Below are 24,409 nucleotides of genomic sequence, written 5' to 3' on the forward strand. Positions count from 1 at the left end.
TCTGGCGCGGCGTGTACCGGGTGGGGATCTCACGCCGCCGGATAGCTGGTGAAGACCGTACTGCTTCCGTCCTGACCGACCAGGACCACGTCATAAGCCTGACGCTCTGTCTCTGGTCCCATTCCCGGTGAGCCGAATGGCATGCCCGGAACGGAAAGTCCTACCGCCAAGGGGCGTTCGGCCATCAGCCTGCGGATATCCGCTGCTGGAACGTGCCCTTCGATGGTGTAGTCGCCGATGGTCGCCGTGTGGCAGGACGACAGGTTCTCCGGGATGCCGCGCTCCCGCTTGTAGGCCGCGAGGTCTTCGACACTGCGCTCTTCAAAGCTGACGTTGAAGCCGTTTTCGCGCAGGTGGCCGATCCAAGCGTTGCAGCAGGGGCAGCCAAGGTCCTTCACCACATGGATCCGTTCGTCCCCTTCGGCCAGCAAAGGCACAGTGCTCATGGCAAGGATGGCCGGTCCGACAAGAAGGAGAGTTCGGCGCGCAAGGATCATCATATGCCCCATTTTATGTGTCTTTGCAAAATACTGCCAAAGGCCGGGCGTGGCGAGCGTAGTATGGCTCCCAATAGGCTTGATCACTAAGAAACTACTGAAGACGCGCGTCCCCGGCCTGCACCAGAAGGACGCCGTGATTCTCATCTGCGTCATCGTCCGTAACCCGGCGGGTCTGAACGCCCTGCAAATCTGCGAAACCTTCCATCATCCGTTTCGGAAACCAGGTCATTGGCAGGCTTTCGAAGCCGGGAACGCCGTCAAGTACGCGCGATATTGCAATTGTGCAGTTCGCCTTGGGCACCGCGCCGTACGCTTTGGCACGCGCCATGATCAGGTCCGCAACTTCTGGCGAAACCATGATCGTCTGCTCAACAACGTCGTAAGTTTCGCGGGCATGGTAGTCGATGTAGAAGTCGACCATCTTCGGCGTGATCCCGAAATGGACATCGTTGCGCTCCGGAAGCTTCGGATGTCGCCAGGTTCCCGCCGGATCGAAGAGGACACGCTCTGAGCCATTGATCAAAAGCCCGGCATGCGCACCGGTGCCGCTGCGGGTCGACAGGACGGTATAGAGCGTGACCGAGGTCGGGCCGACATGTTCATAGCGCGCCTCGGCCACGGCCTCATCAGGGGCCCAAATCGGTTCGGCGCCGCAGGCGGACAGAAACAGAGGTGCGAAAAGGGCGAAGAACAATCGTTTCATGGCGTGTCCCGTCAGATCATTGATAGTTTTCGCGACCTTCGTTCGGCTGCCAGTAAACTCTGCGCTATCAAGTCAACACGAAGGAAAACGCGGCAATTCTGCTGCAGTCGATGCTATGGCCATGTGGTCCAGACACCAAACTGTCAGATGACGGGACCAGACCACGCTGATACAAGCGAGAGCATGACCCGTTCGTCGTTTCCTATGCGTGCATTGATCCTCGCCGCCTATCTTCTGGCGGCGATCCTGCCGATGCTTGCCTTCGCGGATGGCCGGCAACAGTCTCAGGCAGACCATGAGCAAATGATGGCGATGGCTGGCCATGTCGCGCATATGTCATCCGCAGGCAGCCCGATTGACGATGCACAACGTCTGCTTTGCCAGCAACATTGTCTTTTTGCAGCCGCAGCTCTTCCCGCACTAAGCCCGGGCGTCGTCGCCATCGCGCGTTCGGTTAAAATCAACCTGAACAACGACCTGCTGGCCGCATCGCTGGCGCTCCCGCCACCTGGCCCACCTCCGAAACGCACGTTGATCTGACACTATGGTTCCGCTTTGTCGGGGCCTTCAGTCTTTTCACGTTGCGATACAGGAGAATTCGCATGATTACGCTCTCTCGCCGCGGCTTTCTGGCCGCTTCTGCGGCTACTGCCGCCTCACTTATGCTGGCTTCGCGCGCCCGTGCCCAATCAGCCCGCATATCGCTGACGGCGACGACCCGGACGCTCGATGTTCGGGGCAGGGCCGCCACCGTCTGGGGGCTGATGGACGGCAACGGCCGGTCTGGATTGGTCCTGGACCCGGGTCAGGCATTCGCCGTCGATCTGACGAACACTTTGGTTGAGCCGACCATCATCCATTGGCACGGACAGATCCCGCCAAACGCTCAAGACGGCGTGCCGGACATGCCCATGACCACGCTGCAACCGGGCGAAAGCCGCGCCTATGACTTTGCCGCGCGCCCGGGTACCCATTGGATGCATGCGCATATCCCCGCGCATGAGATGCTGCTGCTGGCCGCGCCTTTGATCGTGCGGCGACCCGAGGACGTTGCGGCCGATCGGCAGGACGTGACGCTGTTCCTGCACGACTTTTCGTTCAAGCCGCCTGCGGAGGTGCTGGCAGAGATTACGGGTGGCGCGTCAATGGCCGGCATGGACCATGGCCAGATGGCGCAAGGAGGAATGGACCACTCTGGCATGAACATGGGCGCAGTGGGTCAGGGAGACATGATGTCCATGCCGGGCATGGACGGCATGGCTATGGACCTGAACGACTACAACTTTGATGCCTACCTTGCCAATGACCGGACGCTGGACTACCCCGAAGTCGTCCAAGTGGACAAAGGCAGCAAGGTCCTTGTTCGGGTGATCAACGCGGCCGCCGCGACGGTGTTCTGGATCGACACCGGCGCGCTAACCGGGCGGCTGGTCGCCGTGGACGGCGAGCCGGTGCAGCCTCTTCCTGGCAGCCGATTCGGAATCGCGATGGGTCAACGGCTCGACATCGAGCTTGATGTTCCGGCCGAAGGCGGGGCATTCCCGGTCCTCGCCTTGCGCGAGGGTGCAAGAGAGCGGACGGGTCTCGTCCTTGCGACGCCGGGGGCCACGGTGACGAAGGTCGCCGACATGTCCGACGCCGACCATCCTGCCTTCAGCGCCGATCTGACGCAGGAAGCGGTCCTGCGCGCCGTCACCCCACTGCCAGAGCGCGCGGCATCGTCGCAGCCGATGTTGATGCTGGGCGGTTCGATGATGCCCTATGTCTGGACCATCAACGGGCAGACCTGGGGCAAACATTCCCCGGTGACCGCGAAAACCGGCGAGCGTGTCGAGATCATGTTCCACAACATGTCAATGATGGCACATCCCATGCACCTGCATGGCCACGCTTTCCAGGTGGTCGGCGTGGGCCAGACCCGGATCGCGGGTGCTGTTCGTGACACCGTTCATGTGCCGCCGATGGGGATGGTGACGGTCGCGGTGGATGCGGGTGAAGCGGCGCGGTGGATGCTGCATTGCCATCACATGCCGCATCTCTCGACAGGCATGATGACTGAGTTCGCGGTTTCGGCCTGACGACGATCCGGGCCCGCAGATTGCCTGCGGGTCCGACCTTCCGCGAAGGGAAAAGCCAATGCCTGTTCAGATGGGTCGTCGACCTCTCCTTGTCGGTCTTGTAGCGGGCTTCATTGCGGGGCCCGCCCAGGCGCGGCCGCCTTTCCGGCTGCGAAAGGACCCGCAGCCTCTGCTTTCCCCGCCTATCCAGGATGAAGCAGGAACCACCAGGGTTCTTGGGGACTTTGCCGGGCGTGTGATCCTTCTGAACATCTGGGCGACGTGGTGCCCGCCCTGCCGGGAAGAGATGCCGGCACTCGACCGTTTGGAAGGGCTGCTTGGAGGCCCGGATTTTGCGGTGCTACCCCTTTGCATCGACGAGGGCGGGATCGAAAGGGGCCGAGGTTTCTATGATGAGATCGGGCTTGTAAACCTACCGCTCTACTGGGCGGAACCGCTGCGGGTTCAACTGGCTTTGGCCTTCATCGGACTGCCGACGACGCTTCTGATCGACCGCGAGACGCGTGAAATCGGGCGGCTTCAGGGCCCCTTCGACTGGGGAAGCGACGAGGCTGTCCGTCAGATATCGGATCTGCTTTGATCGGTCGCCATTCCCTTGATTAAATCCCTGCCTAGCCCGTTGGGTTCGAAGATGGACAGATCAGGCTGCCTGATAGCTCGTGAAGATCTCGAGACTTCCATCCCGGCCAACCAGCAGGACGTCATAGGCGTCCCGACTGTCTTCTGATCCCATGCCGGGGGAGCCGTAAGGCATGCCGGGCACGGCAAGACCAACTGCATCAGGACGCTCGTCCAGGAGCCTTCGGATGTCCGCAGCCGGGACATGGCCTTCGAGAGCATAGCCGTCAACGGTCCCCGTGTGGCAGGAAAATGCCTTTGCTGGAATGCCCTGGTCCATCTTGAAGCGGATCAGCAACGTTCCCATCGACACCTCATCCGTAACCGTGAAGCCTTGCTCCCGCAGATAGTCGACCCATGCTTCACAGCACTCGCAGCCACGCCCCTTGACGACATGGATTGGCGGTTCTTCCTCTGCCTGAGCTTTGGCGGCAGGGGTTACGGCAAAGGCTGTTGCTGCAAGGATGACCTCGCGGCGGCCGATACGAAATTCCGTCATCCGCGTTCTCCGTCAGTTCCTGAAATGAAGCCAGTTTCGCTGCGCCAAGTGGCGAGCGCATTGAGATCATCTGCCGAAGCGATCTCCTGTTCCGGCAAGGCGTCCTGGTCCTTAGGGTCGACCGGTCTGCCGTCAACACGGACTTCGTAGTGAAGGTTGGGGCCGCTCACGAGACCTGTCGCCCCGACCGCGCCAATCTCGTCTCCAGCCTTGACACGCATCCCCTCGCGAACGCCTTCGGCAATTTCGGAAAGATGTGCATAGCGCGTGACGACCCCGCCGCCGTGATCGATGTCGATCGTGGTGCCATAGCCACGGATCGTACCCGCAAAGGTCACCCGCCCGGCGCCGGTCGCCGAGACTTCGGTTCCCACGGGTGCCGCGTAATCAATCCCGGTATGCATGCGAACCCCACCCAACACGGGATGGTTCCGGCGCCCAAAGACGGACGACAGTCGTGCACCAAGGATGGGTGCCGCTGAACGCTGCACGGCTTCGCCATCTTCAAAGACGATGATCGGGCCGGCGGCTTCGGTCGCAACGAGTTCGAGGACGCGATCAGTAAGCTCCAGCCGAGCGTAACTCAGGCGCGGCTCTCCCGCGATGGTGCCATCGGGAAGCTGATCTTCCTGCCAGACCAGCGCGAAGGTCTCTCCACCTTTGAGGTCGCGCCTGAAATCGACCTGGCCCGCAAGAAGTGCGGTTAGGTCAACCGCAAAGCGTTCCGGTGCATTTCGGGCCGTCAAGGCGTCGTAAAGGGTTCCGTTGAGGGTCAAGGTCTCACTCCGGTGCATCACACGAACCGGTGGGTCAAGCCGTTGTGCTGCTATCAGCCCGTCGAAGGTGAGAGCAATTTCCACTCCATCTTCCACGAACAATGAAAGGCGTGTCAGCGATGCCGGATCAGCGGACGCCGCAGTCCATTCGATCCGGTGGCCAGGTCGCAGGTCCGTCAGATCATACACTCCCGAGAGTGCCAGTGCGGCTTCTGCCCGGATCGTCGGGGGGACTCCAGCGTGTCCAAGGACACTGTCCAAAGTGTCACCGGCGGCGATTATCGCTTCGAATGCCATCGGCAAATGCGCCGTCGGAGGATCTGCCACTGCCTGGAGCGGGGCGAGAGATGCGACAGCAAGGATCAGAAATGCAGAGCGGATCATCTGGCAGAATGACCTTTCAACTGAGGGTTCGGCGGATTTTGGGAACGGCGAAGCGCCGGTCTTCATGGAAGTCGATGATGCTGGCAAAGCGCCCATCGGGGTGGAACAGGAACACACCGGCGGTGTGGTCCATCGTGTAGTCGCCGCCATCCTTGTCGACACGGCGATAGGTTACGCGAAAATCTGCGGCCGCCTTTGCCACCTCGTCGGCGGGACCCGTCAACCCGATGATGCGTGGGTCGAAGCTGCTGACGTAGTCCGCAAGGACAGCGGGCGTGTCGCGTTCCGGATCGACCGAAATCAGCGCCACGATCAAACGGTTCGCGTCGGCTCCCAGATCCTCGAGCCAGAGCGATATGTCGCTCAATGTGGTCGGGCAGACGTCGGGGCACCAGGTGAAGCCGAAGAACACCATGACCGGGTGACCGGCCCAGTCTGTGGGTCGAACGGACTGATCCCGGTGGTCGGTCAATGCCCAGGACATCTCGCCGATGGGCAAGGGCAGGACCTCGCTGAGAGCTGGCCTATTGCGCGTGCGATAAGCCCCGACGCCCAGCATGAAGGCGACGGCTCCGATGGCCCCTCCAGCGCCGAGGATTATTGCCCTGCGTCGGCGCAATCCGGACCCTCCGCGCGCAACGAAAGGACATCGACATTCACCGTGACCTCTCCGGCCTTTTCAAAGGTGAGGGTGACCGGAAAGCTGTCGCCTTCCTTCAGGGCTGTCGTCAGACCCATCAGCATGCCGTGGTATCCGCCAGGCGAAAGCTGCACGCTCTGGCCGGCCGGCACAGGGATGGACATCGCATGCGGCATTGATGCGATGCCGTCCTGAACGACAGTCTCATGCAGCATCGGCATACCAGCTGCAGGCGTCGCGATGCCAACCAGCGCGTCGTCGGTCGATCCGGTGTTCGTGATCTCCACATAGAAGACGCCGGGACGCCCCGCGCCGATGGTCGCCTTGGACCAGGCGTGCTCAACCGTCAGATCGCCGATGGCTACAGTCTCGCAGGCCATCGCGGCAGGTGCAGAGAGGGTCAGGGCTGCAGCAAGAAGAAAGTGATTCATGGGTCAAAGTCTCGATTGAAGGTCGGAAAGGATTTCGGCCGCCGGTGTGCCGTAGGTGAATTGACGCAGCCACGCGCCATCCGGGCCGATGAGATAGAGGCCGGGACTGTGCGCCATCGTGTACCCGTCTTGCGAAGCGGTATCGGCCTCCCGCTCATAGAAGATCTTGAAGCTTGCGGCCGCAGCCTGCGTTTCGGCCTCGCTGCCGGCCAAGCCGAGGATCGCTGGATGGAAGGCTTTGGTGTAATCAGCCAGCCCAAGCCGTCTGTCCCGTTCTGGATCGATCGAGATGAAAACTGGCTGCACCGATCCTGCGTCAGATCCAAGGTCATCCATGACTTGCGCGACTTCGGATAGCGTAGTCGGACAGACATCCGGGCAGCTTGTGAAGCCGAAGAACACCAATAGGAATTTTCCACGGAATTCGTCCGTCGTGCGGATGCGACCTTCGCTGTCAGCAAGCGCGAAGGCGGGCGTGAAGACAGAAGCTGCTGCTTGGGTGTCGTCCGTTGCCGGCCACCACCGCACCGCCGCGAAAGCAAGGACCGCCGCCGTCGCGGCGACCCAAAGTATGATCTGAAGAGAACGAAGACGCATGAACAGTCCAGATGATGAGAACAGCGTGCGGTCTAAAACCTCGAGCAACTAGAGGTTCAACCGACAAAAAGGTGAAGAGTGCAGCACCGGCGAGGTTTCGCCGATCAGGCCGCCCCAAGAAATCTGGCGAGGGCAATGCCGAGGAGGGTGCCGAACAGCCCGAAAGCGATGCCGAAGCCTGCGCCATACTGCAGGCGGTCAAGCGTCTTGCCGCCGCGTTTTTGGGCGAGATAGTAGCCACACAGGAATCCGACGATCCCGAAAACTGGTCCGATCATTTCTGGCTTCCTTTCACCACAGTCATTTCGCGCCAAACCCAGAAAGCGAAAACCCCCCAAGAGCCGAGTGCAAGAAGAAGCACGGACCAGTCGCCAAGACGGGCGTAAGGGGTCGGTGGTAGAGGCCTCGGCAAACGCATGTCGATTACGCCAGAAGTCTCGATGTCCAGGATCGCCTGTGTTTTGCCGTAGGCATCGACCACTGCCGAAATTCCAGTATTTGCGGCCCGCACGAGAGGTAGCCCCTCTTCGATGGCCCGCATCCGAGCTGACGCCAGATGTTGCTTTGGACCAATGGAGGTGCCGAACCAGGCGTCGTTGGTCGCATTGAAGATCCAGTCCGGTCGGATGGCATCATCGACAACGTGGCCGGGAAAGATGATCTCGTAGCAGATCGCGATGCCCGCATAGGGATGTGGGCCAAATGCAAGGGTGCGGGGACCCGGACCGGGGAGGAAATCACCTAGAGATTCGACCAATCGCTGAAATGGCAGGACACTCCGCCACGGCACATATTCGCCAAAGGGAACAAGGTGATGCTTTGCGTAGCGCGTCAGGACGGAACCGTCCGGCGCAATGGCGAGCACAGCGTTTCGGTACACCGTCCCGTCAGCGGTGACCTCCCGCTCAGGACTGCCAGCCAATAGGACGGCAGTATTCGGCAAGAGCCACCCAAGCATGACGCGGGCCCCAGTGTCCTCGGCGAGAAACCCTGGCCATGCAGTTTCTGGCCAAAGCAGGATATCGTAGTCGCCGGGGCGTGCAGAAAGCGAGAGAAGTCGGAGGATGTTGGCCTTCCGGGATCCTTCGTCCCATTTGGCGCTTTGCGCGATGTTCGGTTGCACGACGCGGATATGTGCGCCGCGCTCTGACGAGGGAACTGATAAAGCAAGGCGCGCAACGCCGAAACCGGCCACGGTGACCGCAATTGCGGTGGCGCTGGCGAAACGGATGACCTGCAACCTGCGAGCAGGCGCGCGGAAAGCCAGCCCGACCAGTGCCGAACAAAGCACCAAGAGGAACCCCAGCCCATAGCTGCCGACCAGGGAGGCCACTTGTGCGAAAGGCAACCAGTCGGCCAGCGTGTAGGCGGCAAGATTCCAAGGAAACCCCGTCAGAACGTGCCCCCGGAGCCATTCAAGGCCGGTCCAGCTTGTCGCGAGCGAAAGGGCCAGCGGCAATCCGGCGCGCGCCATTCGGGCGGCAAGGGCACAGGCGACCGCCGGAAACACTGCCAGCAGTGCCGCAAGACCGAGGACGGCAGGCAAGGCCAACCATCCGAACCGGTCCGCCTCGACCTGAAAACTTTCGGTGATCCAGAAAAGCCCGGGTATGAATTGGCCCAATCCAAACAGATATCCCAGTCGAAACGCGACAGGCCACGACGTGCCACGCAACATAATTACCAGCACTGCGAAGGCGATCAGCGCAAAGGGCAGGATCGAATATGGTGGCAAGGCCAAGACAAGTACGGCGCCAGCGGCCAGGGCCATGCCCAAGCTGGGCAGAACTTGAATCAGCTTTCCGCCGTAACGGGGATGTGCGTCTGAAGTGATCAATCCTGCGAAAGCCCCCGTCTTGAGACGCGAGGGCTAATTGCTATAGCTACTTGAGGTGCAAGGTATGCGTTTCTGGATCACGGCAATGTCAGAGTGTCGAGACCTGTTGGTCGACTTCGAGGGGCCGATCCGAAGCCTCGCAAGATGAACGGCGCGGAGCTTGGCGCGCTTGCGGCCCAAACCGTGCGCCGCTAACGGCTCTTTGATTTGTCCCGCTGGCAAGAGATCGTTACTCACCATTCCAAAACCTAGATTAAGGAGTGATCCATGGCCGATGATCGGATCGGGCGACGGGCCTTGATGGGCGGAGCAGTCGGGATGGCGAGTCTTGCGGCCTTACCAGCCTTGGCGCAGGACGGCACGACCGAGTTTCAGGCTCCTGTATCCGGCAGCGTGCGGAACAACGTGTCCAGCTTCCGGATGCCTCAGTGGCGGGACTATTTTGAGAATACTAAGGGCGGTGCGATTCTGGCGGACACCAAGTCACGCGCGCTGCATTATTGGTCAGAGGATCAGTCGATCTACCGGCTCTATCCCTCTTCAGTCCCTTTGTCCGAGGAACTGACGCGGCTCGGACGGACCGAAATTGTCCGCAAGGCCGTGAACCCACCGTGGCGTCCGACGGCTTCGATGTTGGAGCGCAACCCGGACTGGCCGAAAATGGTCGAGGGCGGCGCCAAGGACAACCCTCTTGGTGTCCGCGGAATGTATCTTTCCTGGCCTGCCTATTTGATCCACGGCACCCATGATACCCGGAAGATAGGTCGTAGATCATCGAACGGGTGCATCGGCCTCTACAATGAGCATGTCATTGAACTCTATGATTTGGCGCAGGTTGGCACTCAGGTGCTGCTGATCTAGGTCTATGGCTTTCTGAACGCATCAGGCTGACGTCGCCCGAAAGCTGGGCGGAAGGCGGGCTGATGTTTGCTTGCTTTCGCTAGGTCAAGTGTCCTCAGCCCAGTAGCACGGTCGACAGCAGGTTCACGTTCAGCACGATGATCACGGCGGCGATCAGCCAGCAAAGGCCGGTCAGCCAGCGGGGGGCGACCAGTTCGCCCATCTTGGCGCGGCTGGCGGTGAACATCACCAAGGGCACAATGGCGAAGGGAAGCTGGAATGACAGCACGACCTGGCTCAGGATCAGCAGTTCGCCTACGCCGCCGCTGCCGTAGAGCAGAATCACGAAGATCGCCGGGATGATCGCAAGGCCCCGGGTGATCAGGCGTCGCGCCCAAGGGGCGATGCGCAAGTTGATGAAGCCTTCCATCACGATCTGCCCGGCCATTGTGGCGGTGACAGTGGAGTTCAGGCCCGCGCACAAAAGCGCTACGCCGAACAGGACCGGCGCCAGCGAGGAGCCGAGCAAGGGCTCCAGCAACAGATGCGCCTTGTCGATCTCAGCCACATCGTTTTGACCCACGGTGTAGAAAGCCGCGGCGGCAAGGATCAGGATCGAGGCATTGATCGTCAGCGCGAACATTAGGGCGATAGTGCTGTCCCATGTCGCCAGCCGCAGCGCCTCGCGCTTGGCGGGCAGGTCCATGCCATAGGCGCGGGTCTGCACGATGCCCGAATGCAGATAGAGGTTATGCGGCATGACCGTCGCCCCGATGATGCCAAGCGCGAGGTAGAGCATTGTCGGGTTGTTGAAAATCTCGCGGCTTGGGGCAAAGCCTGCGATGACCTCGCCCCAGACCGGGTCGGCCTGCGCGATCAGCACGACAAAGCAGGCGGCGATCAGCGCCATCAGCGAGATGATCAGCGCCTCGATCCAGCGAAAGCCCTTGTTCTGCAGCCACAATATCAGGAACACATCGGCGGCGGTGATGAAGATGCCGATCTCCAGCGGAATCCCGAAGAGCAGATTCAGGCCGATGGCGGTGCCGATCACCTCGGCCAGATCGGTTGCGATGATCGCCAGTTCGGCAAAGATCCAGAGTGGTACAGACATCCATTTCAGAAAGGCATCGCGGCAGGCCTGCGCCAGATCGCGGCCCGAGGCTACCGCCAGCCGCGCGCAGAGAGACTGCAGGAGGATCGCCATGATGTTCGACAGAAGCGCGACGAACAAGAGCGTGTAACCGAACGCCGCGCCACCCGCGAGCGAGGTCGCCCAGTTGCCGGGGTCCATATAGCCCACCGCCACCAGGTAGCCGGGGCCTATGAAGGCGAGGAACCGGCGGAACCGGCTGGTGCCACCGTTTCCGACCGCGATGGTGCGGAAGACTTCGGAAAGGGAGGGGGTCTCGCTTTCCTGCCGCCAGGCATTGGTCGTCATGGCTCGTGGCACTCCCGGCTTGACCACGATCCCTACAAGACGTGGCACATAAAGTTAGACAATGCTAACATTCTGCCCCGCGCCTTTACTTGTCAATCCATCCCGTGCGACACTGCACGGATGACAGAGTTAGATCCTGAAACCCATGCCACGTCGGATGACCGGCCCGCGGACCTGCGCGCCGGGGCGTTTCAGGGTGTGCGCGAAGCCCGGCGCAATGAACTGGCCGAGGACTACGTCGAACTGATCGCCGAACTGATCCACGATCAGGGCGAGGCGCGCCCGGTGGACATCGCCGCCCGGCTTGGCGTGAAGGTGCCGACCGTGAGCAAGACCCTGGACCGTCTCGCGCGCGAGGGGCTGATCACCCGCGCGAAGTATCGGTCGGTCTTTCTGACAGACGCGGGCCGCGCGCTGGCCAAAGAATGCCGGCGTCGGCACGAGATCGTCTTGCGCTTTCTCATCAGCCTCGGCCTTGACCCCGAGACAGCGGAACGCGATGCGGAAGGCATCGAGCACCATGTCAGCGAGCGGACGCTGGCCCTGTTTTCGGCCTTCGCCAACCGGTCCTAAAGGCCGTCAGCTATTCTCGACCGCGAACCGCACATCGGCGATGAGGCTGTCGGCGCTGAAATTCTCCAGCCGTTTGCCATTAAGGAAGAAGGTTGGCGTTTGGCGGATAGCCAAGGCTTCCACGTCGGCCGCATCCTGATTCAGGATACCAGTGATTCCCGGGAAGAACTGGTCGGTCTCGGCCTTTTCGAGATCAAGGCCCGCAGCCCCGGCAATCTCCCATGCCACATCCATCTCAGGCGAGCCATGAACAGCCCAGCCAGGCTGCTGCTCAAGAAGTGCATCGAGGACAGGCTCGAACTTGTCTTGCATCCGCGCAGCCTCGAGGATGCGCACAGCCTCGTCCGAGCCTTCGTGGAAAACGGTGTAGCGCAGCACGACGCGGACCTGCGTCGGGAACTGCCGCCGGATTTCCTGCACCACCGGGTGGTAGGCACGGCAGGCCTCGCAGGAGGGGTCAAAAAATTCAACCAGTGTGACGGGCGCATCTGCGGGGCCGAAGCTGGGGGAATAGTCACGGACCAACAGTGCCTGATCTTCGGTTGGCGTGGCGGCGGCCGCCGCTTCTGCCTCGGCGTCGCGGCGCTGCTTCAGGACGAAGGCGCCACCCGCGAAGGCAGCAACACCAAGTGCGGAGGCTCCAAGGATAAGCGTGCGGCGGTTCATGGGCGGTGTCCTTTCGGCAGCATGAGACAGGCAAGGATCGCCGCAAAGGCGACCGCTGAGAGATAGGGGATCGGCAGGCCAAGGATCATCTGCGCCTCGCCGGTGCAGGAGGGGCCATTTTCGGTGCAGGGCACGACCGGCGCGGGCAAGAACCCTGCGTAAAGGCCCGAATGCCAGGCCGCCAGCGCCAGCCCGGACAGGACCAGCGGCAAGGCGTAGGCGCGCGCCATGCCATCGCCGCGCCAGAGTGACAGGCCAAGGATCGGCACCAAGGGGAACATGGCGATGCGCTGATACCAGCAGAGTGTGCAGGGCATCTGGCCCAGCACCTCACCGATGAAAAGCGCACCAAGCGTGGCCGCCAGAGCGATCAGGAAGGCCGCAGTCAAGGTAAGGTCGTCGCGCGACAGGGTTTGCGGGTCAGCTTTGGTCAAGAAGCGGCTCCTTGCGGCGACGAAGGGGAAGCGAGGCGGCAAGGATCAGGACCGCGCCCAAGGTGATGCAGATATCCGCAACGTTGAACGTGGGCCAGTGCCAGTCGCGCCAGTAAAGATCAAGGAAATCGGTCACGGCACCCTGCCGCACCCTGTCGATGATGTTGCCAAGCGCCCCGCCCACGACCAACGCAAAACCTGCCCGTTCCAGCGCGTGCTGCGCCCGGAATGCCATGACGGCGAAGGCAAGAGTCAGCGCGCCCGTCAGCGCCGCCATCAGGAGGGGCTTACCTGCCATGACCCCGCCCATCATGCCAAAGCTCGCGCCCGTATTGAACCCGAGGGAAAGGTTGAAGCCCGGCAGGACCGGGACCGCAGTCCCCTGTGACAGCAGCGACAGCGCTGCGGTCTTGGTCAACTGGTCTGCCACCACTGCGGCAGCAATCAGCGAAATCAGCATCACCCTTGTCATTCTGCTGCCCTGCTCTTCCTGCCGATCCAGCGTGGGACCGACGCGGCGTAACGATCATAGTCGGGCCCGATTGCCATGCGCAGGGCGGCCTCTTCGGACCGCACTTGCGCGCTGGCCGACCAGAGAAACAGGACTGGCGCGAGGATTGTAGGGAAAGAGGGAACCGCCATCGCAACACCTGCCAGCAGTGCCGCTTGTCCCACAAAGGTCGGGTTGCGGCTGAACCGGTAAAGCCCGCCGGAGACCAGATCGCCGGTTTCGCCGCCGACCACGCCGACGCGCCAGGATGATCCCATCGACATCTGAGCGGCAAAGGCCACCATCGCGCCAAGCCCTGCGACAAAGACCCCGACCAAGCCTAGAAGGACAGCACGCCCCTCGGTCCAGAGCGGGTCAACCTTGTGGAGCGCGGGAACGGCGAGCCAGAGGAGCGGCCCGAAGAAGGCGAATGCAAAGGCCGCGCGGAAACCGATTGCCGCCAGCCGGTCGCGCCCGGTGGCACGGGCAAACAGCCAGACCGGACGCCCCGCCGCTTGTGCGGCCAGGGCGCTGCCCCAGAAGAACAGCGCCAGATAACCGAAAAGAAGGGCCAGCGCGGCCCAGCCAAAACCGGAGATCATCTGCTCAGCCCTCGCGTTCCGGGTTAAACCGCAGCAGACGCAGGGCGTTTAGCGTCACAAGCACGGTTGCACCCGTGTCGGCGAGGATCGCGATCCAGAGGCCGGTCAGACCAAAGACCGAGGTCACGAGGAAGACGGCTTTCAGCCCGAGCGCTATGGTCACATTCTGGCGGATGTTGGCCATTGCTGCGCGCGACAGACGGATCGTGGCGGGAATGTCGGTCACCCGGTCACGAAGTATGGCCGCATCCGCCGTTTCCAGCGCCACATCGGTCCCCGATCCCATTGCCACGCCAACGCTTGCCTGTTTGAGCGCGGGGGCGTCGTTGATGCCGTCGCCGATCATCATCACGCCGCCTTTACTTCCGATCTCGCGGATGTAGGCAAGCTTGTCCTCAGGCAGCATGTCGGCCTCGAACTTCAGGCCGAGGCCTCCGGCGATCGCAGCGGCCGTGCGCGGGTTGTCTCCGGTCAGGATGACCGCAGTCACCCCCATCGCCGTCAACTGGCGCACCGCGTCTTTCGCATCCGCACGCGGCTCGTCCCGCATGGCGATCAGACCGAGCGGGGCCTTTTCGCGAAACACGGCGACCGCGGTCTTGCCGTCCTCCTCAAAAATCGTCGCCTGCCGAAGGCCAAGGCCATCCAGCCCGCCATGCTCCATCGCGTAGCGGGGCGAGGACACATAGGCCGCAGCGCCGCCCACGGTTGCAACAACGCCCTTGCCCATCAGCGCCTTTGCGTCTTGCGAGGGCAGCGCAGAAACGCCAGCGTCCTTGGCCTTGTTCAGGATCGCAATCGCCAGCGGGTGGCTCGAGCCGGTCTCGACGCCTGCCGCCACGGCCAGAAGTTCAGCTTCGGTGGTCGTCCCGAACGGCACCAGATCCGTCACCTGCGGGCGACCATGCGTCAGCGTCCCGGTCTTGTCGAAGGTCACAACATCCACCTTCGCCGCCGCTTCGATCACGGCACCGCCCTTCATCAACAGGCCACGCCGCGCCCCGGTGGACATGGCCGAAGCGATGGAGGCGGGGACCGAGATGACTAGCGCACAAGGGCAGCCGATCAGCAGGAGGGCAAGGCCGCGGTAAACCCAAGTGTCCCAGGGCTGGCCGAAGACCAGCGGTGGCACCACGATGACCAGCGCCGCGACGGCGACGATGGCAGGCATGTACCAGCGGCTGAACCGGTCGATGAAGCGTTCGGTCGGGGCACGCGCCTCTTCGGCCTCTTCAACCAGACGGATGATGCGGGCGATGGTGTTGTCCTCGGGACCTTTGGTCACTTTGACCCGCAGGGCCGCCTCGGTGTTGATTGCGCCGGCAAAAACCGCGTCCCCGGGGCCGCGCGTCTTGGGCACGCTTTCCCCGGTGACCGGGCTTTCGTCCACGCCCGAAGTGCCATCCACGATCTCGCCATCGGCCGGAATCCGGTCACCGGGGCGGACAAGGACTGTCTGGCCCACAGACAGGCTTGCGGCTGGAACCTCGCGCGTGCTGTCACCTGTAACGAGTTGCGCCGTCTTCGGCACAAGATTGGCCAGCGCCCGGATCCCGTCTCGCGCCTTGCCGGCGGCCACGCCTTCCAGCACCTCGCCCACGGCGAACAGAAACACCACCAGTGCCGCCTCTTCCGCTGCGTTGATGAACAGCGCGCCGACGGCGGCAATCGTCATCAGGCTTTCGATGGTGAAGGGCTGTCCCATCCGCAGCGCCGCAAAGGCGCGCTGCGCTACCGGAGCCACGCCGATCAAGCAAGCGGCAACGAAGGCCCACTTACCGATCTCGGGGGCAAGATACTCGATGACCCAGGCGGCACCCAGCAGCAGGGCGGTAAAGATGACCAGCTTGCCCTTGGCGGTCTGATACCAGCGCTTGCCCCGGTCGGCGGGGTCGTCATGAACGTGGCCGGGGCTGCCGTGACCGCTATCGTCGCGCTTGGTGCTGGCCGCCTTAGAGCCGTGGTCGTGACCAGAATGATCGTGGCCAGCGGGAGCTTGGGCGGAGTGATCATGATCTTCATACATGTCGCTCTGCTCAGGTACGGATTGGGTCCCCGGCAAAACGAAGTCCTTCTTCGCACCGGCGGCGCGCGGCGCAATCTCATAGCCAAGCGCACGGACGGTCTTCTCGATCTTGTCCCGCCCGGTTTGTCCCTCATCCAGCGTCAAGCGCAGGCGTTCCGACATGATGCCAACCTCGACGCCGCTTACCCCCGGCAGGCGCGTCACCGCATCCTTGATCTTGGTCGCGCAGGACCCGCAGTCCATGCCCGTCACCGTCCAGTCACAGGATGTTTCGCGTGCAGCTTCCGACATCGTCATTCCTCCTGCCGCTGAGCGGGCAGTTGCTTTCATCGAATCAGGAACCTAATGTCTCTAGCAACTATAGCTTCAAGGAGAATCTGATGCTGACTATCGGAAAGTTGGGCGAGGCTGCCGGGGTGAAGGTGCCGACGATCCGGTACTACGAGCAGATCGGCCTGCTTCCTGAAGCAGAACGGAGCTCGGGGAACCAGCGGCTGTATGGCCGCAGAGCGATGGAACAGCTCGCCTTCATCCGTCATGCGCGGGATCTGGGCTTCACGCTGGAGGCCATACGCGACCTTCTCAGCCTATCAGACCGCCCGGATCAGTCCTGTGCTGCCGCCGATGCCATTGCAAGGGCGCAACTTGCGGAGGTTGAAAGCCGCCTTGCGCGCTTGATCGCTTTGAAGGCCGAACTTGAACGTATGGTCGTTCAGTGCGCGGGAGGGCGCATTGCTGACTGCCGGGTGATCGAAGTGCTGAGCGATCACTCGCTTTGCGCCCACGACCATCTCAGCGTTCCGAAGTCTGTCGACGCAAGTTTGGCCCTGCCCGCCAGCACATCTTCTTCGAACTGATCGAAAGATTGATCTCGATCAATGCGCAAGTGTGGGCTGGGTGTAGCCTTCATAGCAGGGGACACAAGGATGCAATCTGATGGGCAAGGTTACCATAACATTGTCGGCACTCGCACTCATTGCTTCGGCAGCCCTTGTACCTGCCCTCGCCCAGCAAGGTTCACCGTGCTGCCGCGACTGGTGGGGTCCGGGCTGGATGGGTCCCGGCCACATGACACCCGATGGTATGGGTCGGGATATGTGGGGCTGGGGGATGATGGGGCCAGGCCAGCAGGCGCGGATGCAACGGCATTGGACCTACATGAATGAAGGTGTTCCCTCTGCGTATCGCGGCGCGCGCAATCCCTTGCGGTCGACGGATGAGACTCTGGCTGCCGGAGCAACACTCTACGCCGAAAACTGCGCCAGATGTCACGGGCCTACGGGCTTTGGCGATGGTGAGGAAGGTCGCAGCCTGACGCCGTCGCCGGCGTTGCTCAACTACTTGGTCCAAATGCCGATGGCGGGCGACGAGTACCTGCTTTGGACTGTATCAGAAGGCGGAAAGGCTTTCGAAACCGCTATGCCAGCTTTTAAGGATAGCCTGAGTGAGGACCAGATCTGGTCGATTATTGCCTACATGCGTGCGGGATTCCCATCGGGCCAACAATAATGATCCTGACAACATTCGTCTGTGCCGGATGGTCTGTTCCGTAGGGATATCCGGACGCTGCATCAGCGTGTTTCTGGTCGGCTAGCCGGATGTCTGCGCGTGCGAAGTGGTCGTTCGCGAGATGAGCGTGCGGCACGCTGAAGGTTCAGCTAGTGGGCACTGAGGGATCATTTTACCGTGGGCGTGAAGTCGTTGCCTATTAACATCCCTCCCAGATAGACACTAAAGCGCCTAACGGGGGAAAAATGCGCTTAGGCGACTGAGTGTCGCTCACGGTGATGCGACTTGATCTCGCTACCCAAATCCAACACAAACCAATGATGCAAGCGGTCCTGCGCCTTTTCCTTGCCTTGATCCTGACCGTGGCGGTGCTCGTCTCGGCCACGTCGCAACCTGCTTCTGCACTGACGAACGAAATCGCCATGGCCGCGATGCCCTGCTGCGACGACGATTGCCCTGATGACCCGTCTTGCGAACTGGCCTGCATTGCCATGCTTCGCTGTGCTGTCAACACAAGCGTCTTGCCGACACCTTTGGTAGACACCGGGGTCTTCGCGGCCCTGATTTCCGCGATCGGATATTCGGACCCACCCTGGTCAGGCGACGGCCTGCGACCAGAAGGATTGAAACGACCTCCGCGCATCTGACGACTGCGTGTTTCGACACGCCGCCAATGCAAGTGATGCCCGCGCCTCTGGCTAGGGCACCCGTCGTTCCAATAATCCTCATGAGGTCCCCAATATGCGTCTTTTCCGCATTCGTTGCGCTGCGCTGGCGCTTGCCCTGTCCTCAACGACTGCCTATGGCGGCGCTGAAGATTTCCGTTTTGAACTGGTATCCACGGATCATCGCGTCGGGTCGGGCGCGATTGTCGAGGTCAGCCTGACGGACCTACGAACCGGCACGCCCGTCGAAGGTGCCGTGATTTTTGCCACCCGCATGGACATGGCCCCTGATGGCATGGAGACGATGACCTCTCCTGTCACCGCAATGCCTGCGGAGACTCCGGGCAACTACCGCTTTGCGACAGATATCACCATGGCCGGTGGCTGGCGGTTTTCGATTGCCGCCAAGGTGCAGGGCGAAGAGGAGACGGTCGAAGCTCAGATCGATCTGAAAGCAACCCCATGAGCGTCCTCGGGAAACTGATGGTGATCACGCTTGTCGCCGCAGGTGCCGGATGGGCTGGCCTCAAGGCCGGAGAGGGTGGCATCACCCTCTCCGGCCTGCAGGATCTCGCGCAAACGCAGATCGCCCTTCTTGCGGGCCAAGAGGTTGTCACCGAGCAGCGCTCTGATGCAACCGGGCCTGTCATCTACTGGAGGCATCCAGATGGACTGCCCGAATGGTCGGCATCCGAACAGCAAACGGCGGATGGGCGAGCCTTCCTGCCTGTCCTGGAGAGCGAGGATATCTCACTGGGCCCCGCTCCTGATCTCCCTGCCGAAGCGGCCATGGTGGAAACAGGTGAGCGGACCATCCTCTACTACCGCAACCCGATGGGCCTGCCCGACACCTCGCCAGTGCCGAAGCAGGACTCAATGGGGATGGATTACATTCCCGTCTATGACGGTGAAGATAGTGATGACGGGTCGGTCACTGTCAGCCCTGGCAAGTTGCAGCGTACCGGGGTGCGGACGGCCGAAGCGGTGCTGGCCCCACTGGCGGCCACATTACGCGCGCCGGGCATCGTGGAACTGGACGAACGCCGGATCAGCGTGATCTCGCTGCGCGCAGACGCCTTCATAGAAACCGTCGCCGATGTGACCACAGGCAGCACGATCGCCGAAGGTGCGCCGCTCGTGACGCTCTATTCACCCGAGATCGCTGCCGCTCTTGCACAGTTCCTAACCGACGTGCGGTCGGAAGGACGGTCAAGGGAGGGCGCGCGGCAACGATTGGAAAACCTCGGCGTGCCGGGAGAGGTGATCGACCGCATCGCGACCGAGGGCCAGACGACAGTGAGTATTCCGATCATGGCCCCGCGCAGCGGCGTGGTGCTGGAGCGGATGGCGGTCGAAGGCATGATGTCGGAAGCGGGCGATACCCTGTTCCGCATCGCTGACACCTCGACCGTCTGGGTCATCGCCGAAGTGCCTGAAGCGGCGCTGATGGAGATTGCAGTAGGAACAGAGGTTCGGGTGAGCTTTCGTGGCCTCACGGATGGCCCGATTCCGGGCCGTATCGACACCATTTACCCCGAGATCGATATGATGACCCGCACTGGAAAGCTGCGGATTGAATTGCCGAACCCGGACGGGCGCCTACGCGCCAACATGTTCGCCGAGGTCGAAATCATGCTCGGCGGTGCACCCGTGGTGCAGGTACCAGAGGGTGCTGTGATCGACACCGGCGACAGGCAGGTGGTGATCCTTGATCTGGGTGAAGGGCGGTTCCGGCCCGAACCTGTGACCGTGGGGCGCAAGGGCGACGGCATGATCGAGATCGTCAGCGGCGTGGGCGCGGGCGACATAGTGGTCAGCTCTGCCACCTTCTTGATCGACGCCGAAAGCAACCTCAATGCGGCTTTGGCTGCCCTTGCAGCGCCCGGATCCACCCCGGAGGCCAACCCATGATCGCCCGCATTATCGAATGGTCGGCCCGCAACGTGCTGCTTGTGCTCTTTGCCACCGTCTTTACCGTGGCTGCGGGCCTTTGGTCCCTGCGCACACTGCCGATCGACGCCATCCCCGATCTGTCGGATGTGCAGGTGATCGTGCTGACCGAATATCCTGGGCAAGCGCCGCAGGTGGTCGAAGATCAGGTGACCTATCCCCTCACTTCGGCCATGCTGACCGTGCCACAGTCACGCGTGGTGCGCGGGTTCTCGTTCTTCGGCATCTCTTTCGTCTACATCATCTTCGAAGATGGCGTGGACCCCTACTGGGCCCGCTCGCGCGTGCTGGAATACCTCAACGCCGCCGCAGCACGTTTGCCGGATGGAGTGACGCCCGCGCTTGGGCCAGATGCGACGGGCGTGGGCTGGGTCTATCAATACGCGCTGAAGGGCGAGAACCTGAGCCTGGCCGAGCTGCGGTCCTTGCAAGATTGGGTAATGCGTTTTGCCATCAGCGGTGCCGACGGCGTGTCGGAAGTCGCCAGCGTCGGCGGGTTTGTGAAACAATACTCGATCACCGTCGATCCGGTGCGGATGCGGGCGCTTGGCATCACCCTGTCCGAGATCGGTGAGGCAGTTGCGGCCAGCAACATGGACACCGGCGGGCGCACGGTCGAGCTGTCGGAATTCGAGTTCATGGTGCGCGGGCGCGGCTATCTGGACGGCATAGCCGATCTGGAAATGGTCCCGATCCGTGCTGAGGGGGGCGTGCCGGTTCTGCTGCGCGACGTAGCGCGGGTCGAGATCGTGCCCGATGAGCGTCGGGGCATCGCAGAGCTTAATGGCGAGGGAGAGGTCGCCAGCGGCATCGTGCTACAACGAGTGGGGGCCAATGCACTCGACGTGATCGATAACGCCAAGGTCGAGATCGAGACCATCGCGCGAAGCCTGCCCGAGGGGGTGGAGATCGTCACCGTCTATGACCGGTCCAACTTGATCCTGTCAGCCATTGAAACCTTGCGGACGACACTTCTTGAGGAAAGCATCGTCGTGGCGCTGGTCACATTTGTCTTCCTGCTGCATGTCCGCTCGTCGCTGGTCGCCATCATCATGCTGCCGGTGGGCCTCTTGATGGCCTTCACCGCCATGCGCGCGCTTGGCATCGGGGCCAATATCATGAGCCTTGGCGGCATCGCTATCGCCATTGGCGCGATGATCGACGCCGCCATCGTGATGATTGAAAACGCCCACAAGCATCTGGAACGGGCGGAACCCGGCAAGCCACGGGTGGAAGTGCTGATCGAAGCCGCGTCCGAGGTTGGCCCGGCGCTGTTCTTCAGCCTGCTGATTATCACCGTCTCCTTCCTGCCGATCTTCGCGCTGGAAGGGCAAGAGGGCCGCCTATTCGGCCCCTTGGCTGCAACCAAAACTTTCGCCATGGCGGCCGCAGCGCTCTTGTCAGTGACGCTGGTGCCCGCGCTGATGGTGATCTTCGTGCGCGGGCGGATCGTGCCGGAACACCGCAACCCGGTGAACCGCGCCCTGATCGCGATCTACCGACCCGTCATCCAATGGGTGCTGCGGGCGCGGGTGTTCACAATCACGCTCGCGCTGGTGGCACTGGTCGCCACAATCTGGCCCGCGCGGCAGTTGGGGTCCGAATTCATGCCCGCTCTGGACGAGGGCACGATGATGTACATGCCCACCACCCTGCCGGGCTTGTCCGTCACCAAAGCAGCGGAGTTGATTCAGATGCAGGACCGCATCATCCGCAGCTTCCCGGAAGTCGAGACCGTCTTCGGCAAGGCGGGACGTGCGCTGACGGCAACCGACCCGGCCCCTACCGAGATGTTCGAGACGATCATTCAGCTGAAGCCGAAGGATGAGTGGCGCGAGGGCGTCACGATGGAAAGTCTGCGGCTGGAAATGGACGCCGCCCTGCAATTCCCCGGCGTCTCGAACGCCTGGACCCAGCCGATCCGCGCCCGCATCGATATGCTGGCCACCGGCATCCGCACTCCTGTGGGGGTGAAAGTCTTCGGCACTGACCTTACAGAAATGGAGGCAGTCGCGCGGCAGGTCGAGGCGGTGCTGCGGAATGTTCCCGGCACCACCAGCGCCTATGCCGAACGGGTGATCGGCGGCTATTACCTCGACATCGTGCCCGACCGGGAACGGCTGGCGCGTTACGGCCTGTCGATCCAGGACGTGCAGGAGGTTATCGCCATGGCGCTTGGGGCCGAGGCGATCACTCAGACCGTCGAGGGACGCGAGCGCTACAACGTGGCACTGCGCTATCCCGCAGCGCTGCGCCAGGATCCCGAGGCCATCGCGCAAGAGGTTCAGGTCGCGCTTCCGGGTGGTGGCACTGTGCCCCTGGGCGAGGTCGCCGCTGTCGAGCGTACACGGGGTGCGACGTCGATCCGCACTGAGAACGGTCAGCTTGCCGTCTACATCTTCGTGGACATCGCGGGCCGCGATCTGGGCGGCTATGTCGCCGAGGCACAAGCGGCAGTGGCTGGCGAAGTGATCCTGCCGCCCGGCTATTCGCTGGGCTGGAGCGGTCAGTTCGAATACCTCGAACGTGCCAAGGCTCGGCTGGCAATCGTCGTGCCGATCACACTGGCGGTGATCTTCCTGTTGCTGTTTCTCAACTTCCGCCGCCTGACCGAAACCCTGATCGTCATGCTATCGCTGCCTTTCGCGCTCGTCGGCGGGGTCTGGCTGATGTGGTGGATGGGGTTCAACACCTCGGTGGCAGTCGCGGTCGGGTTCATCGCGCTGGCCGGCGTGGCGGCGGAAACCGGGGTAATCATGCTGATCTACCTCGACCATGCATTGGCGGAACGCAGGGCCGAGGTCGCCCGCGCAGGACGCCCATTCACCCGCGCCGATCTGGATGCCGCGATCATGGTCGGCGCTGTCGAACGGGTGCGGCCCAAGATGATGACGGTGGTGGCGATCATGGCGGGCCTGATGCCGATCCTTTGGGCGCATGGCACCGGGTCTGAGGTTATGAGCCGTATCGCCGTGCCGATGATCGGTGGGATGGTGTCGTCCACCATCCTGACGTTGGTCGTGATTCCGGCTGTCTACGCACTGATCAAGGGGCGCGGGCTGGCGAAGGCAGGAGACCTTGCCAACGGTGGTGCCGTCGTGAAGCCAATGGGTCAATCCCTGGTTTGAAAGTGGTCGGAGAAACCCCGGCAGAAATGATTGGAGCAAGCATGTCCGAGGTCTCTCTTCCGCATCAAGCCATCTCATCGCGAGATTTCTCCTGCCAAAACGGCGCGTCCGTGCACGGCAAGGATTGCAGTGAACCTTGGACAGCCGAACTGTCGGACGACATCTAGGACACGAGCATCGTAGGCGGCTTGGCCAATCAGGCTGCACAAATCCGATGCGTGAAACTGTCGGTTGGCACTAGGAGCAGCCCGAATCTGCTGATGGAGCTCGAGCGTTTTCGGATCTTCTTTGGCCAGCAGCTCCGGCTCCGATGAAAACGTTGGAGCCCGGCTTGACGAACTGGTCCGCCAGCGCCGCATGAAGCCGAGCAAGTAGCCAGCCGGGACATGGGCATTGCCGCGCGACTGGTTGAAAGTCAGGAAACGTTCCCAGATGATCTGCGTATCGACGTTCCAGCAGGCAAGCGACACCTTCGCTGACTTGATCAATTCTGCCCAAGGCGTGTGGTAGACGCTGGCTACTGCGCCGATCTCGATCTTTCCTGCAAAGATAGTTTTGTTCTTAGAGTCTCCAGATAGTGATGTGTCGCCTGCAGATGACACGACATCTGGCGCTGTTCCAGTTGCGATATGCCCCCCGAACCGTAACAGCCAGGGCGCAAACTTGCCATTGGGCTTCCACCGGGCCAGCGCCAAGCCGGACGCCGCGAGCTCGACCAGGAGCGCCGTCAGATGCTGCCGGGAAACCCCCATCTTTTCGGCGAGGTGCGCCAGCGTGAACGCGGCCGTTCCGCGTTCAAGCCCGTTGTAGCCATCCTTCCAGGCGATGCCGTCGAGGATGATCGTCGCGAGCTTATGGGCCGCAGTGGAGAGTGGTGTTTCGGTGATGCGGCGCAGGATGGCGCCGGTCGTGAGTTCCATGATGTGTCGTTCCGTCTTGGGGCGACACCAGACCGTGAGCCGTGCAAAATTTCGTTCCGGCAAAGGCATTTGCCGGTTGAACGGACCCAAAGCTCGCGCTAG

The 24,409-nt window shown here is 62.1% G+C and carries 27 protein-coding genes; 11 read left to right on the forward strand and 16 right to left on the reverse strand.

Annotation, left to right across the window (positions count from 1 at the left end; genetic code table 11):
* Positions 1–29 precede the first annotated feature (29 nt).
* On the reverse strand, positions 30–500 hold the full coding sequence (locus EI545_RS20445; protein WP_125327806.1) for a DUF411 domain-containing protein: 471 nt from the start codon (positions 498–500) through the stop codon (positions 30–32).
* 91 nt (positions 501–591) lie between these two features.
* On the reverse strand, positions 592–1,203 hold the full coding sequence (locus EI545_RS20450; RefSeq protein WP_125327807.1) for a hypothetical protein: 612 nt from the start codon (positions 1,201–1,203) through the stop codon (positions 592–594).
* Positions 1,204–1,386: 183 nt separating this feature from the next.
* Between EI545_RS20450 and EI545_RS20455 the strand changes: the two genes are divergently transcribed.
* The 3 genes from EI545_RS20455 to EI545_RS20465 all read left to right on the forward strand — a co-directional run bounded on the left by EI545_RS20455 (position 1,387) and on the right by EI545_RS20465 (position 3,861).
* Positions 1,387–1,743, forward strand: coding sequence for a hypothetical protein (locus tag EI545_RS20455; RefSeq protein WP_125327808.1), 357 nt, complete (start codon positions 1,387–1,389; stop codon positions 1,741–1,743).
* A gap of 62 nt (positions 1,744–1,805) precedes the next feature.
* Positions 1,806–3,281 carry a multicopper oxidase family protein gene (locus EI545_RS20460; protein WP_125327809.1) on the forward strand — a complete coding sequence of 492 codons (1,476 nt, stop codon included), beginning with the start codon at positions 1,806–1,808 and terminating at the stop codon, positions 3,279–3,281.
* A 235-nt stretch (positions 3,282–3,516) separates the two neighbouring features.
* Positions 3,517–3,861: a TlpA disulfide reductase family protein gene (locus EI545_RS20465; RefSeq protein ID WP_245990441.1), complete on the forward strand. Its 345-nt coding sequence runs from the start codon at positions 3,517–3,519 to the stop codon at positions 3,859–3,861.
* 60 nt (positions 3,862–3,921) lie between these two features.
* On the opposite strand, the gene EI545_RS20470 is transcribed toward EI545_RS20465, so the two are convergent.
* Genes EI545_RS20470 through lnt form a run of 7 tightly spaced genes read right to left on the reverse strand, consistent with a single transcriptional unit; the run spans position 3,922 to position 8,997 of the window.
* Complete coding sequence (locus EI545_RS20470; protein ID WP_125327810.1) at positions 3,922–4,398, reverse strand: DUF411 domain-containing protein; 477 nt, start codon at positions 4,396–4,398, stop codon at positions 3,922–3,924.
* A complete protein-coding gene (locus EI545_RS20475) occupies positions 4,395–5,558 on the reverse strand; it encodes a M23 family metallopeptidase (protein ID WP_164517407.1) in 1,164 nt (387 codons plus the stop codon). The genes EI545_RS20470 and EI545_RS20475 overlap by 4 nt, the downstream gene beginning before the upstream one ends.
* 16 nt (positions 5,559–5,574) lie before the next feature.
* The gene (locus EI545_RS20480) at positions 5,575–6,117 is read right to left on the reverse strand and encodes an SCO family protein (protein WP_174258199.1); all 543 of its coding nucleotides are present in this window, start codon (positions 6,115–6,117) and stop codon (positions 5,575–5,577) included.
* 38 nt (positions 6,118–6,155) lie between these two features.
* Complete coding sequence (locus tag EI545_RS20485) at positions 6,156–6,629, reverse strand: copper chaperone PCu(A)C (RefSeq protein ID WP_125327813.1); 474 nt, start codon at positions 6,627–6,629, stop codon at positions 6,156–6,158.
* 3 nt (positions 6,630–6,632) lie between these two features.
* Positions 6,633–7,274, reverse strand: a complete 642-nt coding sequence (locus EI545_RS20490) for an SCO family protein (protein WP_232489269.1) — start codon at positions 7,272–7,274, stop codon at positions 6,633–6,635.
* A 56-nt stretch (positions 7,275–7,330) separates the two neighbouring features.
* Complete coding sequence (locus tag EI545_RS21475) at positions 7,331–7,504, reverse strand: hypothetical protein (RefSeq protein WP_164517408.1); 174 nt, start codon at positions 7,502–7,504, stop codon at positions 7,331–7,333.
* Positions 7,501–8,997 carry an apolipoprotein N-acyltransferase gene (gene lnt / locus EI545_RS20495; RefSeq protein WP_125327814.1) on the reverse strand — a complete coding sequence of 499 codons (1,497 nt, stop codon included), beginning with the start codon at positions 8,995–8,997 and terminating at the stop codon, positions 7,501–7,503. The genes EI545_RS21475 and lnt overlap by 4 nt, the downstream gene beginning before the upstream one ends.
* Positions 8,998–9,330: 333 nt before the next feature.
* On the opposite strand from lnt, the gene EI545_RS20500 reads away from it, so the two are divergent.
* Positions 9,331–9,924 carry a L,D-transpeptidase gene (locus EI545_RS20500; RefSeq protein ID WP_125327815.1) on the forward strand — a complete coding sequence of 198 codons (594 nt, stop codon included), beginning with the start codon at positions 9,331–9,333 and terminating at the stop codon, positions 9,922–9,924.
* Between the two features lie 94 nt (positions 9,925–10,018).
* Here EI545_RS20500 and EI545_RS20505 read toward each other — a convergent pair whose 3' ends face one another.
* Positions 10,019–11,344 (reverse strand): Nramp family divalent metal transporter, encoded by a 1,326-nt coding sequence (locus tag EI545_RS20505; RefSeq protein WP_125327816.1) that lies wholly within the window; start codon positions 11,342–11,344, stop codon positions 10,019–10,021.
* Between the two features lie 120 nt (positions 11,345–11,464).
* Between EI545_RS20505 and mntR the strand changes: the two genes are divergently transcribed.
* Complete coding sequence (gene mntR, locus EI545_RS20510) at positions 11,465–11,917, forward strand: manganese-binding transcriptional regulator MntR (RefSeq protein WP_125327817.1); 453 nt, start codon at positions 11,465–11,467, stop codon at positions 11,915–11,917.
* 6 nt (positions 11,918–11,923) lie between these two features.
* Here the strand turns inward: mntR and EI545_RS20515 are convergent, their stop codons facing one another.
* Genes EI545_RS20515 through EI545_RS20535 form a run of 5 tightly spaced genes read right to left on the reverse strand, consistent with a single transcriptional unit; the run spans position 11,924 to position 16,432 of the window.
* Positions 11,924–12,583: a DsbA family protein gene (locus EI545_RS20515; protein WP_125327818.1), complete on the reverse strand. Its 660-nt coding sequence runs from the start codon at positions 12,581–12,583 to the stop codon at positions 11,924–11,926.
* Entirely contained in the window at positions 12,580–13,017 is a 438-nt protein-coding gene (locus tag EI545_RS20520) for a disulfide bond formation protein B (protein WP_125327819.1), read from the reverse strand. Before EI545_RS20520 ends, EI545_RS20515 begins: the two co-directional genes overlap by 4 nt.
* Positions 13,004–13,477 (reverse strand): signal peptidase II, encoded by a 474-nt coding sequence (gene lspA / locus EI545_RS20525; RefSeq protein WP_245990443.1) that lies wholly within the window; start codon positions 13,475–13,477, stop codon positions 13,004–13,006. Before lspA ends, EI545_RS20520 begins: the two co-directional genes overlap by 14 nt.
* Before the next feature lie 8 nt (positions 13,478–13,485).
* Positions 13,486–14,109 carry a methyltransferase family protein gene (locus tag EI545_RS20530; RefSeq protein WP_125327821.1) on the reverse strand — a complete coding sequence of 208 codons (624 nt, stop codon included), beginning with the start codon at positions 14,107–14,109 and terminating at the stop codon, positions 13,486–13,488.
* Between the two features lie 4 nt (positions 14,110–14,113).
* Complete coding sequence (locus EI545_RS20535; RefSeq protein ID WP_125327822.1) at positions 14,114–16,432, reverse strand: heavy metal translocating P-type ATPase; 2,319 nt, start codon at positions 16,430–16,432, stop codon at positions 14,114–14,116.
* 83 nt (positions 16,433–16,515) lie between these two features.
* Here EI545_RS20535 and EI545_RS20540 point away from each other — a divergent pair, with 83 nt between their 5' ends.
* The 6 genes from EI545_RS20540 (at position 16,516) to EI545_RS20565 (ending at position 23,387) form a co-directional block, all read left to right on the forward strand.
* Positions 16,516–16,992, forward strand: a complete 477-nt coding sequence (locus EI545_RS20540; RefSeq protein ID WP_125327896.1) for a MerR family transcriptional regulator — start codon at positions 16,516–16,518, stop codon at positions 16,990–16,992.
* A gap of 79 nt (positions 16,993–17,071) precedes the next feature.
* Entirely contained in the window at positions 17,072–17,644 is a 573-nt protein-coding gene (locus EI545_RS20545) for a c-type cytochrome (protein WP_125327823.1), read from the forward strand.
* A gap of 263 nt (positions 17,645–17,907) precedes the next feature.
* On the forward strand, positions 17,908–18,291 hold the full coding sequence (locus tag EI545_RS20550; protein WP_125327824.1) for a hypothetical protein: 384 nt from the start codon (positions 17,908–17,910) through the stop codon (positions 18,289–18,291).
* Positions 18,292–18,385: 94 nt separating this feature from the next.
* Entirely contained in the window at positions 18,386–18,775 is a 390-nt protein-coding gene (locus tag EI545_RS20555; protein ID WP_125327825.1) for a FixH family protein, read from the forward strand.
* Positions 18,776–18,792: 17 nt separating this feature from the next.
* Positions 18,793–20,220 (forward strand): efflux RND transporter periplasmic adaptor subunit, encoded by a 1,428-nt coding sequence (locus EI545_RS20560; RefSeq protein WP_245990445.1) that lies wholly within the window; start codon positions 18,793–18,795, stop codon positions 20,218–20,220.
* Positions 20,217–23,387 carry an efflux RND transporter permease subunit gene (locus EI545_RS20565; RefSeq protein WP_125327827.1) on the forward strand — a complete coding sequence of 1,057 codons (3,171 nt, stop codon included), beginning with the start codon at positions 20,217–20,219 and terminating at the stop codon, positions 23,385–23,387. Before EI545_RS20560 ends, EI545_RS20565 begins: the two co-directional genes overlap by 4 nt.
* A 74-nt stretch (positions 23,388–23,461) precedes the next feature.
* Here EI545_RS20565 and EI545_RS20570 read toward each other — a convergent pair whose 3' ends face one another.
* A complete protein-coding gene (locus EI545_RS20570; protein ID WP_125327828.1) occupies positions 23,462–24,307 on the reverse strand; it encodes a hypothetical protein in 846 nt (281 codons plus the stop codon).
* Positions 24,308–24,409: the final 102 nt, after the last annotated feature.

The sequence above is a fragment of the Tabrizicola piscis genome, from assembly GCF_003940805.1.
GTDB lineage: Bacteria > Pseudomonadota > Alphaproteobacteria > Rhodobacterales > Rhodobacteraceae > Tabrizicola > Tabrizicola piscis.